Annotated in this window: 18 protein-coding genes; 9 read left to right on the top strand and 9 right to left on the bottom strand. The window is 68.5% G+C overall.

What is annotated here, in order from left to right; all coding sequences use genetic code 11:
* The first annotated feature begins 2 nt into the window (after positions 1 to 2).
* Positions 3 to 779, top strand: coding sequence for a thiazole synthase (locus JWP60_RS13750; RefSeq protein ID WP_299792137.1), 777 nt, complete (start codon positions 3 to 5; stop codon positions 777 to 779).
* Positions 776 to 1549, top strand: a complete 774-nt coding sequence (xth, locus tag JWP60_RS13745) for an exodeoxyribonuclease III (RefSeq protein WP_299792134.1) — start codon at positions 776 to 778, stop codon at positions 1547 to 1549. Before JWP60_RS13750 ends, xth begins: the two co-directional genes overlap by 4 nt.
* Positions 1550 to 1727: 178 nt before the next feature.
* Here the strand turns inward: xth and JWP60_RS13740 are convergent, their stop codons facing one another.
* Positions 1728 to 2591, bottom strand: coding sequence for a fumarylacetoacetate hydrolase family protein (locus JWP60_RS13740; protein WP_299792131.1), 864 nt, complete (start codon positions 2589 to 2591; stop codon positions 1728 to 1730).
* Between the two features lie 159 nt (positions 2592 to 2750).
* On the opposite strand from JWP60_RS13740, the gene JWP60_RS13735 reads away from it, so the two are divergent.
* Positions 2751 to 3053 (top strand): hypothetical protein, encoded by a 303-nt coding sequence (locus JWP60_RS13735; protein WP_299792128.1) that lies wholly within the window; start codon positions 2751 to 2753, stop codon positions 3051 to 3053.
* 49 nt (positions 3054 to 3102) lie between these two features.
* The gene (locus JWP60_RS13730; RefSeq protein WP_299792125.1) at positions 3103 to 3462 is read left to right on the top strand and encodes a hypothetical protein; all 360 of its coding nucleotides are present in this window, start codon (positions 3103 to 3105) and stop codon (positions 3460 to 3462) included.
* A 2-nt stretch (positions 3463 to 3464) separates the two neighbouring features.
* Here the strand turns inward: JWP60_RS13730 and JWP60_RS13725 are convergent, their stop codons facing one another.
* The 3 genes from JWP60_RS13725 to JWP60_RS13715 form a co-directional block, all read right to left on the bottom strand.
* A complete protein-coding gene (locus JWP60_RS13725) occupies positions 3465 to 4355 on the bottom strand; it encodes an NAD(P)-dependent oxidoreductase (RefSeq protein ID WP_299792122.1) in 891 nt (296 codons plus the stop codon).
* Between the two features lie 81 nt (positions 4356 to 4436).
* Positions 4437 to 5858: a DUF5666 domain-containing protein gene (locus JWP60_RS13720; protein WP_299792119.1), complete on the bottom strand. Its 1422-nt coding sequence runs from the start codon at positions 5856 to 5858 to the stop codon at positions 4437 to 4439.
* Positions 5855 to 6739, bottom strand: coding sequence for a DUF6502 family protein (locus JWP60_RS13715; RefSeq protein WP_299792116.1), 885 nt, complete (start codon positions 6737 to 6739; stop codon positions 5855 to 5857). Before JWP60_RS13715 ends, JWP60_RS13720 begins: the two co-directional genes overlap by 4 nt.
* Before the next feature lie 131 nt (positions 6740 to 6870).
* On the opposite strand from JWP60_RS13715, the gene JWP60_RS13710 reads away from it, so the two are divergent.
* Entirely contained in the window at positions 6871 to 8577 is a 1707-nt protein-coding gene (locus tag JWP60_RS13710; RefSeq protein ID WP_299792112.1) for a DUF5666 domain-containing protein, read from the top strand.
* 185 nt (positions 8578 to 8762) lie between these two features.
* On the opposite strand, the gene hemW is transcribed toward JWP60_RS13710, so the two are convergent.
* The 5 genes from hemW to JWP60_RS13685 all read right to left on the bottom strand — a co-directional run bounded on the left by hemW (position 8763) and on the right by JWP60_RS13685 (position 13479).
* Positions 8763 to 10025, bottom strand: a complete 1263-nt coding sequence (gene hemW / locus JWP60_RS13705) for a radical SAM family heme chaperone HemW (protein WP_299792109.1) — start codon at positions 10023 to 10025, stop codon at positions 8763 to 8765.
* The gene (rdgB, locus tag JWP60_RS13700; RefSeq protein ID WP_299792106.1) at positions 10016 to 10618 is read right to left on the bottom strand and encodes an RdgB/HAM1 family non-canonical purine NTP pyrophosphatase; all 603 of its coding nucleotides are present in this window, start codon (positions 10616 to 10618) and stop codon (positions 10016 to 10018) included. The genes hemW and rdgB overlap by 10 nt, the downstream gene beginning before the upstream one ends.
* Positions 10618 to 11346: a ribonuclease PH gene (gene rph, locus JWP60_RS13695; RefSeq protein ID WP_299792103.1), complete on the bottom strand. Its 729-nt coding sequence runs from the start codon at positions 11344 to 11346 to the stop codon at positions 10618 to 10620. Before rph ends, rdgB begins: the two co-directional genes overlap by 1 nt.
* A 229-nt stretch (positions 11347 to 11575) precedes the next feature.
* A complete protein-coding gene (locus JWP60_RS13690; protein WP_299792100.1) occupies positions 11576 to 12478 on the bottom strand; it encodes a protein phosphatase 2C domain-containing protein in 903 nt (300 codons plus the stop codon).
* Entirely contained in the window at positions 12475 to 13479 is a 1005-nt protein-coding gene (locus tag JWP60_RS13685; protein WP_299792098.1) for a serine/threonine-protein kinase, read from the bottom strand. Before JWP60_RS13685 ends, JWP60_RS13690 begins: the two co-directional genes overlap by 4 nt.
* Positions 13480 to 13555: 76 nt before the next feature.
* Between JWP60_RS13685 and JWP60_RS13680 the strand changes: the two genes are divergently transcribed.
* From JWP60_RS13680 to JWP60_RS13665, 4 genes are all read left to right on the top strand, one after another.
* Positions 13556 to 14473, top strand: coding sequence for a YicC/YloC family endoribonuclease (locus JWP60_RS13680; protein WP_299792095.1), 918 nt, complete (start codon positions 13556 to 13558; stop codon positions 14471 to 14473).
* An 8-nt stretch (positions 14474 to 14481) separates the two neighbouring features.
* Positions 14482 to 15102, top strand: a complete 621-nt coding sequence (gmk, locus tag JWP60_RS13675; protein WP_299792092.1) for a guanylate kinase — start codon at positions 14482 to 14484, stop codon at positions 15100 to 15102.
* 18 nt (positions 15103 to 15120) lie between these two features.
* Positions 15121 to 15324: a DNA-directed RNA polymerase subunit omega gene (gene rpoZ, locus JWP60_RS13670; protein ID WP_077592946.1), complete on the top strand. Its 204-nt coding sequence runs from the start codon at positions 15121 to 15123 to the stop codon at positions 15322 to 15324.
* A gap of 135 nt (positions 15325 to 15459) precedes the next feature.
* Positions 15460 to 17724, top strand: a complete 2265-nt coding sequence (locus JWP60_RS13665) for a bifunctional (p)ppGpp synthetase/guanosine-3',5'-bis(diphosphate) 3'-pyrophosphohydrolase (protein ID WP_299792085.1) — start codon at positions 15460 to 15462, stop codon at positions 17722 to 17724.
* Positions 17725 to 17777 lie beyond the last annotated feature (53 nt).

Here is a 17777-nt window from a genome sequence, read left to right as displayed (position 1 = left end):
CCATGGCCCTTCGCATCGGCGAGCTCGAACTCGCCAGCCGCTTCTTTCTCGGCACCGCCGGCTATCCCTCGCCGCAGGTCCTGCAGGAGGCGATTGCCGCCTCGGGCACCGAGGTCGTGACGGTGGGCCTCAAGCGGCAGCTGGCCGCGGCCGGGGCGCCCAGCGACTTCTATGGCCTGATCCGCAAGACCGGCGCGCGCCTGCTGCCCAACACCGCCGGCTGCAAGACGGCGAAGGAGGCGGTCACGCTGGCGCACATGGCGCGCGAGCTGTTCGACACGCGCTGGATCAAGCTGGAAGTGGTGGGCGACGAATACACGCTGCAGCCCGATCCCTTCGAGCTGCTGGAGGCCACCCGCACGCTGGTGCGCGACGGCTTCGAGGTGTTCCCCTACTGCACCGACGATCTCGTGAGCTGCCGCCGCCTGCTCGATGCCGGTTGCCGCATCCTGATGCCCTGGGGCGCGCCTATCGGTTCCGGCCAGGGCCTGCTCAATCCCACCGCGTTGCGCACGCTGCGCGCGCGTCTGCCCGAAGCCGTGCTGGTGGTCGATGCGGGCATCGGCTCGCCCAAGGACGCGATCCAGGCGATGGAGCTGGGCTTCGACGCCGTGCTGGTGAATTCCGCTGTCTCGCAGGCGCACGATCCGGTGAAGATGGCGCGCGCCTTCCGCCTCGCGGTGGAAGCGGGTCGCCTGGGCTACGAGGCCGGCATCATGGCGCGACAGGACATGGCCGCGCCCTCGACGCCGGTGACGGGCCAGCCCTTCGTGCTGTGAAGATCGCCAGCTTCAACGTCAATGGCGTGAAGGGGCGGCTGCCGCGCCTGCTCGAATGGCTGGAGGAAGCGCAGCCCGACGTCGCCTGCCTGCAGGAGATCAAGACCGGCGACGCGACCTTTCCCGCGCTGGCCTTCGAGCAGGCCGGGTACAGCGCGATCTGGCACGGCCAGCGCGCGCACCACGGCGTGGCCATCCTCGCGCGTGGACGCAAGCCGGTGGAGTTGCGCCGCGGCCTGCCGGGCGACGCCGGGGATGGCGCGGCGCGCTACCTCGAAGCGGATGTCGACGGCCTGCGCATCGCCTCGGTCTACCTGCCCAATGGCAACCCGGTGCCGAGTCCCAACTTCGACTACAAGCAAGGCTGGATGCAGCGGCTGCTGGCGCACGGCGAGATCTTGCTGGCCGACGGCCGGCCCACGGTGCTCGCAGGCGACTTCAACGTGGTGCCGACGAACTTCGACATCTACAACGCGGGCAGCTGGCGTTTCGACGCGGTGCTGCAACCGGAGACGCGCGAGAAGTGGGCGCGCTTGCTGGAACAGGGCTGGGTGGATGTCACGCGCGCGCTGCATCCGCAGGAGCGCATCTACACCTTCTGGGTCAACGAGGCGGCGTTCCACCGCAATGCGGGCTTCCGCATGGACTTCCTGATGCTGACGCCGTCACTGGTGCCGCGACTGAAGCAGACCCGGGTGGACGCGGAACACCGCGGGCGGGAGAAGCCGAGCGATCACGCGCCGGTGTGGGTGGAGGTGGAGTGGCCGTGATTCGGTTCGGATGTCATTGCCTGCGGATGTCATTGCGGGCTTGACCCGCAATCCACCGCTGCGCTCGATCCACCGCCGCATGGATCCCGGGTCACGCCCGGGATGACATCCCACGCCCGGGATGACATCGCGCGCCCAGGATGACATCCCTGCGCCCGGGATGACATCCGGAACAGCCTCACGCCGCCTCTTCGTCCACGATCGTGTTCGCCAGCACCCCGATCTTCTCGATGTCGATCTCGATGCGATCGCCCGCCTTCATGAACACCGGCGGAGTGCGCGCATAGCCCACGCCGGAAGGCGTGCCCATCGCGATCACGTCGCCCGGTTCGAGCGTCATCACCTCGGTCAGCAGGCACAGCGTTTCGACCACCGGGAACAGCATGTTCGAGGTGTTCGAACTCTGCATCACCTGCCCGTTCAAGCGCGACTCGATCTTGAGCCCGGTCGCGCCAGGCGGCAGCTCGGAAGCGGGCACCACCCAGGGACCGAGCGGCCCGGTGCGGTCGAAGTTCTTGCCGATGGTCCACTGCGAAGTCTTGCGCTGGTAGTCGCGCAGGCTGCCGTCGTTGAAGCAGGTGTAGCCGGCCACCACGGCGAGCGCGTTCGATTCGGTGAGATGCCGGCCCGGCTTGCCGATGATCACCGCCAGTTCCGCCTCCCAGTCGAAGCGATCCGATACCCGCGGGCGCAGCAGCGGCTCGCCATGCGCGGCCAGCGAGCTGGGCACGCGCAGGAAGAAGCTGGGGTACTCGGGTTTCTTGTGGCCGCCTTCGGCTGCATGGTCCGCGTAGTTGAGGCCCAGGCACACGATCTTGCCGGGCCGCTGGACCGCGGGCAGCAGTTTCGCCTGCGCCAGCGGCATCACGTTGGCGGCGTTCGCGCGCGCCTGCGCAAGCGCCCGCTCCACCTGCGGCTTCGGCTGCATCAGCCAGCCGACCAGGCCTTCTCCGCTGGCGGGTGCCGGCAGCACCACCACCTCCTGCTGCTCGACGCAACCCACCACGGGCACACCGGCCCGCAGCAACGAAACGAATCTCATGGGAGTCTCCTTGTGCGGGCGTACTGTAGCGGCTCGCGCCGCCGGTCCGCGCGATCGATGGGCCGAGTCTGCCATACGTCCCGCAGCGCTCCTGTCCGACACCCCTCGTCGACAGTACGGACTAGATTCGCCCACGAGTCAGGGACACAAACACACGCCATGGACGATGAGATCGAAGCGCTGAAGCAGGAAGTGCGGCACCTCATCGCGATGCACACCGCTTCCTATGTGACCATCACTTCCCTGGTAGCGACGCATCCGCACCCGGAGCATTTCCAGCTGCACCTGATCTCCGCCCTCGAAGGCGTGCTGGGCTCGGAGCGCCTGGCCAACTGGTCCGAGGACCAGAAGCAGATCGTGCGCCGGGTGGTGGAGACCTTCCAGAACGTGCGGCCCGCCGCGCCCATCGACCCGCTGGCCAGCGCGCTCGGCGATCGCGATCCGCGCCACAGCGGCCGCTGAGCAACGCGCGCTGTACCATCGCGGCCGTGTCACCGGTCCGCACCCAGCCATGCCCTTCGCCGTCCAGCTCCTGCACGACCAGCCTTACCTGCTGGCCCGCATCTCGGGCCCGGCCGTGCTCGCGGACCTGTGCGGCGCCGCCGACCTGATCGCCACGGTCGCGCGCCTGAAAGGCTACCGGCGCGCACTGATCGACATGCTGGCCATGGAGCCGCAGCTTTCCTTCACCGACCACCTGCAGCTCGGAAGCTACGTGGCCGCGGCGCTCGACGACCTGCAGCGCGTGGCGACGGTCGTGACCGTGCCGGTGCGCAGCGGCGCGAGCGAGAAGGCCGCGCAGAAATCCGGACTCGGCCTGCGCGCCTTCACCGATGACGACGAAGCGCGCGCCTGGCTCGCAGCGCCTTAGCCTTACGCCTTCCCGCCCTCTGCGAGCCACCACACCGGCAGCTGCGAGCAGTCGGCGCCATCGAGCCCACGCTGCGCGGCGCGCTCGAAGCTGGCCAGCGTCTGGGCGGTCAGAGGCAACTGGCGGCCGTGGCTGCGCGCCTCCTCGAGCATCGCACGCACGTCCTTGCGCATGGTGGCGACGTCGACCGTCACGGCCGCACTCGGCGTGCCGGCCAGGGCCTGCGCGATCATGCCGCCGCGTACCTTCAGCATGTTGGGGCCGCCGGAGGAATCGGTGAGGATCTCGATCACCCGTTGCGGATCCAGGCCCAGCGGCTGCACCAGCGAGAGCGCCTCGCCCAGGGTCTGCCAGTACACCATCAGCGGCAGGTTGACCGCCAGCTTCATGGTCTCGCCGGCGCCATGCGGGCCGACGTGCTCGACCCGCTTGCACAGCTGCTTCAGCAGCGGCCGGGCGCGCGCGACATGCTGCGCATCGCCGCCGACGAAGGCGATCAACTTGCCCTCCTTGGCGGGGCCCACGCTGCCGCCCACCGGGCACTCCAGGTAAGCCGCGTTGGCCTGGCTGGCCTGGCGCGCCAGCTCCTGCTGCTTGGCGGGTGCGACGGTGCTCATGTCGATGAACAGCTGCCCTTGCGCGGGCACCGAGAACAAGCCGTCGGGGCCGCCGTAGATCGCGTCGAGGGCACGGTCGTCGGTGACCATGCTGATCACCACATCGGCGCCGGCTGCCAATGCCCGCGGGCTGTCGGCCCAGGCCATGCCTTCCTCCAGCAGTGGCTGCGCCTTGTCGCGCGTGCGGTTCCAGACCGTGAGTTGATGGTCGAAGGTCGCGAGGCGGCGCGCGATCGCGCTGCCCATCTTGCCGGTTCCGGCAATGCCGATGCGCATGAAATCTCCTTGAATCTGCGGCGCATCCTAGCGGGCGAGGCGCGGCGGCGCCCCCGTGGAAATCAGGAGGGCGCGCCGCGCTCAGCGGCCGGGACCCGAATGGTCCTCGCGCAGTTCCAGCTCGCGCACCTGCAGCGCGCTGCCGTCCCAGTAGCCCTCGGCGCGCACCGTCTGTCCCACGGCCGGCAGCGCCGTGCCTGTGGCCAGCACCAGCAGCGTGCTCACGCCGTCGCTGTCCTGCACGACCACCTGGCGCGCAGCCGCGTCTGCGCTCCGGACTACGCCGGTGATCTCCAGCACGGCGCGGTCCGGCGGCGCGTCGGGCACGCGGATCTTGCGGGCAAGCACGCCGGTGGCGGCCTGCACGCCGTCGACTTCGACATAGCGCCCCACCGCGAGGCTGGCCGTGCTGCCGCCGTCGAACTGCGCCGCGGACGCATCGACGGCCTGCCCGCGCACCACGAAGCGCGCGGGCCCGGTGATGGCGGTGATCGCTCCGCGCAGCTGCGTGTCCCGCCCGCCTTGCGGCAAGGCCTGCACCGTGGCGGCAACGGCACTGCGGTCGTCCGATCCCCGCGAGTGCCCGCCGACGGTGAGATAGCTCCCTTCGCGCAGCGCGTCGCGGTCGGACGCGGTCAGCGCGGAGGTGTCGAGCGCTACCCCTTGCACCACCGCACCGCCGCCCGGCAACAGGTGCACGGCGCCGCTGACCCGCAGGTGCGTCGCCGCCGCGGGCGCGAGCAGCGCCACGGCGCTGGCCTGCCAGCGCGGAGGCAGCGTGGCGGTCCAGGGCACGACGGCCGTGACGGCCGTGCCCGCAGCCAGTGCAGGAGGCGTGGCCGCAGCGCTGACATCGAGCGCTCGGCCCGCCAGCAGCAGCGCCCCGTCGGCGCCCTGCTGCAAGGTACCCGTGAGCCGCGCCGGCAGCGCGCCGACGGCGGGCAGCTTCTCGATGCGCGTAGCGCGCACGAACTCGCCGGCGCCATCGGCGGCCTGCAGCACGCCATAGACCTGGACCGGGTCCCCGGCCCGCATTTCGGCCAAGCTCCCATAGCCCGCCAGCACGGTGACCGGCCCGCGCGCTGAATCGCCATTGACGGCCACGGCCTGGCCCCAGACCGTGAAGCGGCCCGCGCCCGGGGCTACATCGGCCACGCTGCCCACGAGCTGCGAGGCGATCCGCACGCGCACCGGGGTGGCCGCCGCATCGAGATCCACATAGGCGTACTGGCCGACCTGCAGGTCCGCGAGCGCTAGCGGCACGGCGGTGACGAGATCGGGCCGGCGCTCGAGCGCAGCGTGGCTGTCGTCGAACCGGGTGCCGTCCACGATCACGCTGCCCAGGCCGGTCACCGTGCCGGCAACGATGCCGGTGCCGCCGGTGCCCACGCCGCTGCCGTCGCCGCTCGCGATGAAGCCCGATCCGGGTCCCGCACCGCCGCCGCCGCAAGACAGCAGCAGGAACGCGAAGGCGCAGGCCAACAGGCGAAGCAAGGGTTTCATGGGTTCGGCTCCTCCGGCTCCGCAGGAGTGGACTCCCACGGCGCCGACCAGAAGTAACTGCCGATGCGCACGCGTACGCGGCTGTCGGCGCTGGCCTGGTCGGCTTGGTGGAGGCGGGTTGCCTCCTCGATCAGTTGACCGCGCGCCTGCGACCACAGCGTGCGCGCGAGCGCGTGCATCCGTGCGGCAGAGGCGGGCGTCAGGCCCGCGGCAAACACGCTCTGTTCCAGCAGCGGCTCGCCTCCGAGCACGTTGGAAACGGCGGCCGCGGCATGGTCCGCGAGGTTGGCCGCGAGCAGTTCGAGGGCGTCGCGCGAACCGGCCGGCGGCACGAAATCCGTGCGCGTGCTCACCACCCATTCCTGCGCGTCGCGCACGTCCACCCGGGCGATGCCGAGGCGGATCAGCTCCTGCAGCACGGTGAAGGGATGGACGTCCTGCGTGACCGCGCGCACGAGCGATTCGAACGACGGGGCGGCACCGGTTCGCGGCAGTTCGCGCGGCGCCCCGTTGCCGTCGGCATAGGCCCGGTCCGCGATCCAGCGGGCAAACACCCGCGCGCTGGCCGCCACCGGCTTGCTCACGCCGGCCGGCTGCCCGGTGAGGCGCCATGCCCGCACGTCCTTGCGATGCACGCCGCTCAGGACGCTGATGGCCGAATCGGTGCCGCCTGGCCCTGACTGCTGCAGCGCGGCCACGGCCTGCTCGATGAAGACACCCTTCAGCGCCGCGGCCAGGTGCGGGTAGTCGACGCCGGCATGCAGCAGCAGGCGCACGGCCGGACCCAGCACCGCGAGCGCAGCCTGCAGCACCTCATCGGGACGATGGGGGGCGGCAGCGGCAGGGCGAACCTGCTGTACCGGGCGCGGTTTGCGGGGCATGGCTTGGGGCGCCGGCGAACAATGGCTCGGCGATTCTTGCGTATCGTAACGCGCCGGTGGCATTGCATGGTAATTTTTCCCATGTAATCTCCACATCCCGGCGTCACCGCGCCGCAACCAAGGAGATGCTCATGTGCAACTGGAAAATCCAAGCGGGCGCGATCCGGCGCTGGCTGAAGCCGGGGCTGGCCCTCGCGGTAGCGGCTGGCCTGGCCGCGTGCGGCGGTGGTGGCGGCTCGACGAGCGCGGACAGCACCGGCTCGGGCGGCACCGGCACGACGGCCTCACCCACGGTCGTCTCGTCGGGGGTCATCACCGCGTTCGGCAGCGTGTTCGTCAACGGCCATCGCTTCGGCACCAACAGCGCCCGCGTGATCGACGACGACACGGGCGTTGCCACGGCGGGCGCCGTCGGCCTCGAGGTGGGCATGGTGGTCGACGTGCGCCACCGCGACAACGCCGCTGAGGCGGACGAGTTGCACGTGCATCCCCTGGTGCGCGGCTTCATCGACGCGGCCGACACCACGACGGGCCGCATCACGGTGATGGGCCAGACCGTGCAACTGAGCTCGGCCACCGGCTTCAGCGACCATCGCGCCTGCCTCACCGCCGCCACGCCCTGCACCGCCATCGCCACGGCCGCGGGACTCGGCGCGACCACCGGCGCCGGCAGCACGGCCACGCCGGGCAGCTTCGTCACCGTCAACGGCTTCCTGTTCAACGGCACCGGCACGGCGGCCAATGTGGTGGCCACGCTGGTTTCGGTGGCCGATGCACCGACGGGCGCGTCGCCCTTCAACTTCAAGGCCGAAGGCGTGGCGACCGTCACGACCACCGGGGTGAGCATCAACGGCTTGCGGCTGGACCTGTCGCATACGGTCTGCGTGATCGCCGGCCAGCCGGCCAATTGCACCGGCCTGGCCAACGGCCAGGTGGTGTCGGCGGGCTCGGCAAGCGCCCCCGCGCTGCCAGCCACCGTGCTGGCGGCGGACCGCGTGCGGCAATCGGCACGGGTGGAGGTCGAAGCCGCCGGCAACAGCGTGGAGCTGGAAGGCGTGGTCTCCACCGTGGGCACCGGCAGCTTCGTCGTGCGCGGCATCACGGTCAATGCCTCCGCGCTGCCCGCCGGTACGGCGCTGCCCGCGGTGGGTGATGAAGTGCGCGTGCTCGGCACGCTCTCGGCCACGGGCGACACGCTGCAGGCCACCAGTCTCGCCGTCGAACACCAGGCGCAGGCAGCGCGGCTGGCGCTGCTGGGCGACGTGACCAGCGTCACTGCCGGCGCGGCGAGCGGCACCTTCACCGTCACGGTGCTGGGACAGCCGATCACCGTGAATGCGCAGACACGTCTGGCCGACATGTCGGTGCGCGACTGGGATCGGCGCGATCCGACGGTGAACGCGTTCAACATCACGAGCTTCGCCTCGTACCTCGCGGCCAGCGTGTCGCAGCACGTGCAGATCGTGGCGGAGAGCGATGCCTCGGGCGCGCTGGTCGCCCGTTCCCTCACCATCCTGCCTGCCGCCACCGAGGTCGCGGTGGCCGGCCCGGTCGATGCGAGCCCGGCGCCGGTCGGCGGCACGCCCACCGTGTTCTTCGTGCATGGCATCCGCGTGAGCGCGGCGCCCTCGGCGATCGTCACGGCCAGCAACAACCGCGGCTCCGGCTCCGGCCGGACGACGACGACGACCGTGGCAGCGGGTGATCAGGTGGTGGTGACCGGGACGCTATCGGCCGGCAGCATCGTGGTCGCGGCGACGCCGAGTGAGAGCAACCGGGTGCTCGATGTCGGGACCTTGCGCGCGGAGGATGACGATCATGATCGCGGCTTGTTCTAAGTCGCAGTCCGGGTCGTGAAGGAAAGAAGGGATGTCATCCCGTAAAGAAGGATGTCATCCCGGGCTTGACCCGGGATCCATGCGGCGCCTGATCCACCGCCGCATGGATTGCGGGTCAAGCCCGCAATGACATCGTTGGCTCCCCCAATGACATCGTTGGCTCCCGCAATGACATTCGGGACGCCTTACGCGAGAAACAGCGCCTGCAGATCCGACAGGAAATCGAGGCCGCGCTCGGTCGGCTTCACGCGTGCAAAGTCGCGCTCGATCAGCCCCTTGGCCTGCGCTTGCCGCAGCGGCTGCTCGATCGTCGACAAGGGCAACCCCGTGCGCGCGGTGAAGTCCTGCAGGGCGAAGCCGTCCGCCAGGCGCAAGGCGTTGAGCATGAACTCGAAGGGCAGGTCGGCGCGCGTGACCTCCTCGTCCTGCGCAATGGCGTTGCCGGCGAGCGCGTTCTCCATGTACAGCTTCGGGTCGCGATTGCGCACCTGCCGCACGACCCGGTGCGGGAAGGAAAGCTTGCTGTGCGCGCCCGCGCCTATGCCCAGGTAATCGCCGAACTGCCAGTAGTTCCAGTTGTGCCAGCAACGATGTCCGGGCTTCGCATAGGCCGAGACTTCGTAGCGCTCCATCCCGGTGGCCGTGGTCATCTCGGTGATGCGATCGAGCATCGCGTACGCCAGGTCCTCGGGCGGCGTGACCGGCGGGAACTTGGCGAAGTACGTGTTCGGCTCGATGGTCAGGTGGTAGATCGACAGGTGCGGCGGCAGCAAGGCCATCGCCTGCGTCACGTCCGCCTCGAGCTGCTCCAGCGTCTGGCCGGGCAACGCGTACATCAGGTCGATGTTGAAGGTCTCGAAACTGGCCGCGGCCTCTTCCACGGCGGCGATCGCCTGGCCCGCGTCGTGCACCCGCCCCAATGCCTTCAGGTGCGCGTCGTTGAAACTCTGCACGCCGACCGAAAGCCGCGTGACGCCGGCGGCGCGAAACGCCTTGAACCGATCCTTCTCGAAGGTGCCGGGATTCGCTTCCAGCGTGATCTCGGCATCCGCCGCGAGCTTCACGCGCGCGCGCACGTCGGACAGCAGCCGGTCGATCGCTTCCGGCGAAAAGAGGCTGGGCGTGCCGCCGCCCAGGAAGATGCTGTGCACCTCCCGGCCCCACACCAGCGGCAGCGCCGCTTCGAGGTCGGCGCGCAGGGCGTCGAGATAACGCGCTTCGGGCAGGGCCGCGGGCTGCCATCCGGTGCCGGACCGCCCCAAGCCGGATGCCCCCACCTGCAGGGCCGACCCCGCGAACGTGACGGGCGCCAGTTCGTGCGAATTGAAGTCGCAATACGGGCACTTCTTCAGGCACCACGGCAGGTGGATGTACAGCGCGAGCGGCGGCAGCGCAGTCAGCTGCAGCGTGCCGGGGCGCATGTAGTGCTGGATGTCGTTCACAGCCATCTTTCGCGCATGAGCTGCACCATCTGCCGCGCCGCCTGGCCGCGATGGCTGTGCGCGTTCTTCACCTCGGGCGGCAACTGGGCAAACGTCTGGCCGAAGGCGGGGATGAACATGACGGGATCGAAGCCGAAGCCGTGGCCGCCCGCCGGCGCGCGAGTGATTTCGCCCACCGCTCGCCCCACCGCGATCAGCGGCTCGGGATCCTGCGGCGTGCGCACGGCGACCAGCGTGCTGACCAGCGCGGCGCGCCTTTGCGCCACGCCCTCCATCTGTTCGAGCAGCGCCTTCACGTTGTGGTCGTCGCCCTTGGGATAGCCGAATTGCGTCGCGTAATACGCGGTGTCCACACCGGGCAGGCCGCCGAACGCGTCGACGCACAGGCCCGCGTCGTCGGCGATCGCCGGCAGGCCCGTGTGCTGCGCCGCATTGCGCGCCTTGGCCAGCGCGTTCTCGACGAAGGTACGGTGGGGCTCCTCGGCCTCCGGCACGCCCAGCTCGCCCTGCCGCACGAGCGCGATGCCCAGCAGCGCGAACAGCGCCTGCAGTTCGGCGAGCTTGCCCGCGTTGTTGGAGGCGAGGACGATGCGGTCCATCACGCGCCCAGCGCCTGCTGCTGCAGCCGCACGAGTTGGGCGATGCCCTGCTCCGCGAGGCGCAGCAGTTCGTCCATCTCGGCCCGGGTGAAGGCCGCGCCTTCGGCGGTGCCCTGCACTTCGACGTAGTGGCCGGCGCCCGTCATCACGACGTTCATGTCGGTGTCGCAGGCGACGTCCTCGATGTATTCCAGATCGAGCAGCGGCGTGCCTTCGACGATGCCCACCGAGATGGCGGCGACCGGGCCGATGACGGGCGAGGCGGCGAGCTTGCCGGATTGCAGCAGCTTGTTCACCGCGTCCTGCGCGGCCACGAAGGCGCCCGTGATGGCGGCGGTGCGGGTGCCGCCGTCGGCCTGCAGCACGTCGCAGTCGAGGGTGATGGTGCGTTCGCCCAGCTTCTTGAGGTCGAACACCGCGCGCAGCGACCGGCCGATCAGGCGCTGGATCTCCTGCGTGCGGCCGCTTTGCTTGCCGCGCGCCGCTTCGCGATCGCCGCGCGTGTGGGTGGCGCGCGGCAGCATGCCGTATTCCGCCGTGACCCAGCCCTCGCCGCTGCCGCGCTTGTGCGGCGGCACCCTTTCTTCCACCGACGCGGTGCACAGCACCCGCGTGCCGCCGAACTCGATCAGCACCGAGCCTTCGGCATGGATGGTGAAGCCGCGCGTGATCCGCACGGGGCGCAACTGGTCGGCGGCGCGACCGCCGCTGCGGGAGAAAGTCGTCATCGACGAATGATAGGCAAGGGGGAGAGGACCTGCCTGACGGATGTCATTCGCGGACTCGACCTGCACGTTCACCCCCTGGATGCGATTGCGGGCTTGAGCCGCAATCCAGGCAGTGGATGTCATTGCGGGCTTGAGCCGCAATCCACGGCGGCGGTGGATCAATCGCTGCATGGATCCCGGGTCAAGCCCGGGATGACATCCTTCGGCGCGGGGCCGCGGCCCGCAAGGCTCAGGCCTTCTTCGCCGCCGAGCGCCGGATCGCCTCGTTGATCTCGGCGATCGAGCGTTCGATGGCCGCGTCATCGAGGTCATCGACCAGCGTGTCGAGCACGCCGGCCTGGATGGTCGAGGCGAAGACGCCGTCCATGATGCTGTCGGTGGAGATGCCGCGCGTGGACTCGAAGGTGTCCGGCGTCTCCCATTCCATCGCGATCACGGTGACGTTGTCCGAGTGCTCGCCGCCGTTGCGCAGCGCGCTCTCGACCAGGTCGGGCACCGCCTCGGAGACCGGCTTGTTCGACAGGTCGCGGACGATGTCGTTGTCCTCGATGCTGCCCCACAGGCCGTCCGAGCACAGCAGGATCTTGTCGCCCTGCTGCATCTGCACCGGGCCGGTGACGTCGAAGACCGGCTTGGTGGGAGAGCCAAGGCAGGTGAACAGGATGTTGCGGTTGATCCGGTCCATGCGGATCACGCCGGCGTTCTGCTGCTCAAGGTACGAGTGGTCGCGCGTGCGCGTCAGCAGTTCGCCGTTGCGCACGACGTACAGGCGCGAGTCGCCGCAATGCACCCAGGTGGCATGCGTGCCCTGCACGATGGCCGCCACCAGCGTGGTGCGGGGCGTGTCGAGCATGCCCTTCTCGCTGGCGTAGCGGATGATCTGGTGGTGCGCGGCCATCAGCGAGGTGGAGAGGAATTCCGCCACGTCCTTGACGACGGGCCGGGCTTCCTTCTGGTACAGCGCGGAGATGGTCTGCAGCGCGAGCTGCGCGGCGACCTCACCCTCGGGGTGGCCGCCCATGCCGTCGGCCAGCAGGAACAGTCCGGATTCGCGGGTATAGCAATACCCCATCCGGTCCTCGTTCTTTTCGCGCCCGCCCTTGCGGCTGATCTGGAAGACGGAGAATTTCACTTTGCCTTCGCTCCGAAGCCCGTCTTCTTCATGGTCTTCTTGGTGTCGGTCACCATGTTGTCGAACTGCAGCCGCATCTTCTCACCCACCGACAACTTCGTATAGCGCCGCTCGCCCTCCCGGCTCAGCTCCTTCTGCAGGGCGAACACCGACTGCGGACGCGACAGCGGATCGAGCGACATGCACCATTCGACCACTTCGATCAGGTTGTCCGAATAGACGCCGCGCAGGCGCGACAGCGCCAGCGAGAGGCGGTCCTTCTCGAGCCGCTGGGGCGCGTCGTTGGGCGGGTAGCCCTGCATGCAGGCATAGATGCAGGCGCCGATGGCGTAGATGTCGGTCCAGGGCCCCATGGAGGAGTCCCTGCGATACATCTCGGGGGCGGCAAAGCCGGGGGTGTACATCGGGCGAATGAAGTTGCCTTCCTTGGACAGCACTTCACGCGCCGCACCGAAGTCGATCATCACCGCACGGTTGTCATCCGTGATGAAGATGTTGGCAGGCTTGATGTCAAGGTGCAACATCTTGTGCTGGTGCACGATGCGCAAGCCCCGCAGGATCTCGTCGAACAGCGAGCGGATGGTCGACTCGCGAAACACTTTTTGCTTCTTCAGCTCGCGCGCGGTGATGACGAAGTCCTGCAGGGTCGCGCCCTCCAGGTAGTTCATCACCATGTAGACGGTCTCGTTCTCGCGGAAGAAATTGAGCACGCTCACCACCGAGCTGTGCGAGATCTGGGCGAGCGAGCGGCCTTCTTCGAAGAAGCTTTTCAGGCCGAGGCGATAGAGCGAGAGCTTCTCGGGCGCCACCTGCGGCAGCAGTTCGCCGGGCGGCCGCGTGGCCAGCGAGGAAGGCAGGTATTCCTTGATCGCGATCTGCTGGCCTTCGTTGTCGACTGCGAGGTAGACGACGCCAAAACCCCCCGCGGACAGCTTGCGCACGACCCGGTAGCCACCGATGACGGTATCCGGCGGCAAAGGAGCCGGTTTGAGCTTTGACATAATTTGAGATGTTGGAACGCTGCGGCGCTCCTTCGCAATCCCCGAAATCCCCCGCAACGAACGCAAAGACTTCTGAATGCCAGTTTACAGCATGACCGGTTACGCCTCGGCACAACACAGCTCAGGTGAGGCCGCGTCCGGTCAGGAAGTCGGCAAAGGAGCAACAGGCCGCCTGGGCCTGGAGATCCGCTCGGTCAACAGCCGCTTCCTCGACCTGTCTTTTCGGCTGGGCGAGGAACTGCGCGCCCACGAACCGCAGCTGCGCGAACTGATCACCGGCCGCATCAAGCGCGGCAAGGTGGAAGTGCGCGCCGGCGTGGAAGGCACGGAGGGCGAGGCCCTGCGCGAGCCCTCGACGGCCACGCTGCAGCGCCTGTCTGCCGTGCAGGACAGCGTGCGCACGTGGATGCCCGACGCGCCCGCGCTGTCGGTCGCCGAGATCCTGCGCCTGGCCGCCGCCGAAAGCGGCAGCGACGGCGACTGGGGCGAGCGCCTGCAGCAGCTGGCGGTCCAGGCCGTGGCCGACCTTCTGGCCGCCCGCGAGCGCGAGGGCGCACGGCTGGCCAAGATGCTGCTGGGCCACCTGCAGCAGTTGCGAACGCTGGCCGAACAGGCCCGCCCGCTGGTGCCGCAACTGGTGGAGCAGCAACGCCAGCGCTTCCTGGAGCGCTGGAAGGAAGCCATGGCGATGGGCGACGCGGGCGCGACGGTGGAAGCGGCGCAGGACCGCGCCCTGACCGAAGCCACCTCCTTTGCCATCCGCATCGACGTGGCCGAGGAGCTGACGCGGCTGGCCGCGCACCTCGACGAGATCGAGCGCCTGGTCAACAAAGGCGGCGAGGTCGGCAAGCGCCTGGACTTCCTGATCCAGGAACTGCACCGGGAGGCCAACACGCTGGGATCGAAGTCGGCGGCCCTGGAACTGACGAAGATCTCGGTCGACATGAAGGTCCTCATCGAGCAGATGCGCGAGCAGGTCCAGAACATCGAATAAGCTCGCTTATGGATTACCCCGGAAATCTGTTCGTGGTCGCCGCGCCCAGCGGCGCCGGCAAGTCCAGCCTGGTCAAGGCACTGCTGGAGCTCGACTCGCATGTCCAGCCTTCGGTGTCGCACACCACCCGCCCCCCGCGCGGGCAGGAAAAGCATGGGCGCGAATATTTCTTCGTGCCCGATTCCGAGTTCGACCAGATGGTGCTGGCGGATACCTTCGTCGAATGGGCGCATGTGCACGGCCGCCGCTACGGCACCTCCAAGAAGGCGATCGAGGACCGCATCGCCCACGGCGCCGACGTGATCCTGGAAATCGACTGGCAGGGCGCGCTGCAGATCAAGCGGATTTTTGCCAACGCGATCCTGATCTTCATCCTGCCTCCGAGCTGGGAAGAATTGCGTTCGCGCCTGGAGCGGCGGGGCGAAGACGCCCCCGAGGTGATCGAAACCCGACTGGCGAACGCGGCTACCGAGATGGCGCAGGCAGAAGAATTCGACTTCGTTATAATCAACGAGTTATTTGAGCGCGCGCTTTTCGACCTGAAAGCGATCGTGCATGCCCAGCGGCTCAAGTTCCTGTCGCAGCGTCGCGCCCGTGCGGACACCTTCGCCGCCTTGGGCATCCACTAAGCACTCCCGGAGAAAATCATGGCCCGCATCACCGTCGAAGACTGCCTCGAGAAAATCCCCAACCGCTTCCAGCTGGTGCTGGCCGCGACCTATCGCGCCCGCATGCTGAGCCAGGGCCACGCGCCCAAGATCGAGAGCAAGAACAAGCCGGGCGTGACCGCCCTGCGCGAGATCGCGGAAGGCAAGATCGGCCTGGAGATGCTCAAGAAGGTGCCGGGCTAAGCGGCTCGCGCGCAGACAAAAGGCACCGCCGAGGCGGTGCCTTTTTCATTACACGGGCTATCCGGGGCCAGGGGAAGGCGCCCGATTCTTGACCCTGATCGCTGGCCTGCAGTTGCTAGCCCCTATGATGGGACCATGAGTGCGGTGCTCCCACCGATTTCGGGCAGTGGCAAACGCCCCAGCAGTCCCATCCGCCCCTCCCCCGCCGCAGCCAACGCCGCTGCTGCGAGCTTTGCTGCGCTGACTGCGCGGCTCGACTACCTCGAGTCGGCCGAAGTCGACCTGGTCCGCAAGGCCTATCGCTTTGCCGACGAGGCGCACCTGGGCCAGATGCGCGCCAGCGGCGAGCCTTACATCACCCACCCGATCGCGGTCGCGGCACAGTGCGCCGAGTGGAAGCTCGATGCGCAGGCGCTGATGGCGGCCCTGCTGCACGATGCGATCGAGGACTGCGGCGTCACCAAGCCGCAATTGATCGAACGCTTCGGCGTGGCGGTCGCCGAGCTGGTCGATGGGCTCACCAAGCTCGACAAGCTGCAGTTCAACACGCGCGAGGAGAACCAGGCCGAGAGCTTCCGCAAGATGCTGCTGGCGATGGCGCGCGACGTGCGCGTGATCCTGGTCAAGCTGGCCGACCGCACGCACAACATGCGCACGCTCGAAGACGTGCCGCGCGAGAAGTGGCATCGCATTGCCAGCGAGACGCTGGACATCTACGCGCCCATCGCCCACCGGCTCGGCCTGAACACGACCTACCGCGAGCTGCAGGAGCTCTCGTTCAAGTATCTGCGGCCGTGGCGGTATGCGGTGCTCTCCAAGGCGGTCTCGCGCGCGCGCAGCCGCCGGCGCGACCTGATCCAGAAGGTGCATCGCGACATCGAGAGCGGCTTCGAGACCGCCGGCATGAAGGTGCGCATCTCGGGGCGCGAGAAGACGCTGTTCTCCATCTACAAGAAGATGGACGAGAAGCACCTGTCGTTCGCGCAGGTCACGGACATCTACGGCTTTCGCATCATCGTGCCGACGGTGACCGACTGCTACACCGCGATGGGCCTGCTGCACCAGTTGTACAAGCCGGTACCCGGCAAGTTCAAGGACCACATCGCGATCCCGAAGATCAACGGCTACCAGTCGCTGCACACCACGCTGGTGGGCCCTTCGGGCGTGAACGTCGAATTCCAGTTGCGCACCGAGGCGATGCACCTGGTGGCGGAGTCCGGCGTCGCCGCCCACTGGCTGTACAAGGCCAGCGTGCCGCAGGAAGAAAACACCGAGCGCCTGGGCACCAAGTGGCTGCAGTCGCTGCTGGATATCCAGAACGAGACGCGCGATGCCGCGGAGTTCTGGGACCACGTGAAGATCGACCTGTTCCCCGATGCGGTCTACGTCTTCACGCCCAAGAGCCAGATCCTGGCCTTGCCGCGCAGCGCGACGGTGGTCGATTTCGCCTATGCGATTCACTCCGACGTCGGCGATCACACGGTGGCCGCGCGCATCAACGGCGCGCAGGTGCCGCTGCGCACCGAGCTGAAGAACGGCGACGTGGTCGAAGTGGTGACCGCGCCGGTGTCCACGCCGAACCCGGCGTGGCTGGGGTTCGTGCGCACCGGTCGCGCGCGCTCCAAGATCCGCCATCACCTGAAGACGCTGGCGCAGGCCGAGTCGCAGCAGCTGGGTGAAAAGCTGCTGGCGCAGGCGCTGCGCGCCGAGGGCATGGAGCGGCTGCCCGCGGACAACGAGCTGTACCACCCGATCTGGGACAAGCTGCTGCGCTTCACCGGCAACCGCAGCCGGCCCGAGCTGCTGACCGACCTGGGCCTGGGCAAGCGCATCGCGGGCATCGTCGCCAAGCGACTGATGACGCTCCTGTCCGAACTGGGCGAGAAGCCCGACGCCCTCCTGATCAGCCGGGAGCGCTTCACCGCGCACGAGAACGTGTCGCAAGGCGGGCTGACGCTCGATGGCAGCGAGAACGCCTCGGTGCAGTTCGCCAGCTGCTGCCGTCCGGTGCCGGGCGATTCCATCCTCGGCTACCTGGGACGCGGCGAAGGCCTGGTGGTGCACACCGCCGACTGCACCGTGGCCAAGCGCCTGCAGCACAAGGATTCGGAGCGCTTCATCGGCGTCGAGTGGGCCGAGGAGCCGGTGCGTTCCTTCGAGACCGGCGTGCTGGTGACGGTGGCCAACGGCAAGGGCGCGCTGGCCCGGGTGGCGGCGTCGCTGGCCAATGCCGAGGCCGACATCACGCACGTCGACATGGACGACGAACGCGCGCAGGACGCGACGGACCTGCGCTTCGTGATCGCGGTGCGCGACCGCTCGCACCTGGAGTCGGTGCTGCGCAACCTGAAGCGCACGCCCAGCGTGATGAACGCGCAGAGGATACGGGCGGGGAGCTGAGGAGCTGGATGACATCCGGGAACGATGTCATTGCGAGCTTGACCCGCAATCCA

The organism is Ramlibacter sp., from assembly GCF_028291745.1.
GTDB lineage: Bacteria > Pseudomonadota > Gammaproteobacteria > Burkholderiales > Burkholderiaceae_C > Ramlibacter.
Note: the sequence above shows the minus strand (reverse complement) of the source record. Positions and strands in the feature narration are given on the sequence as shown.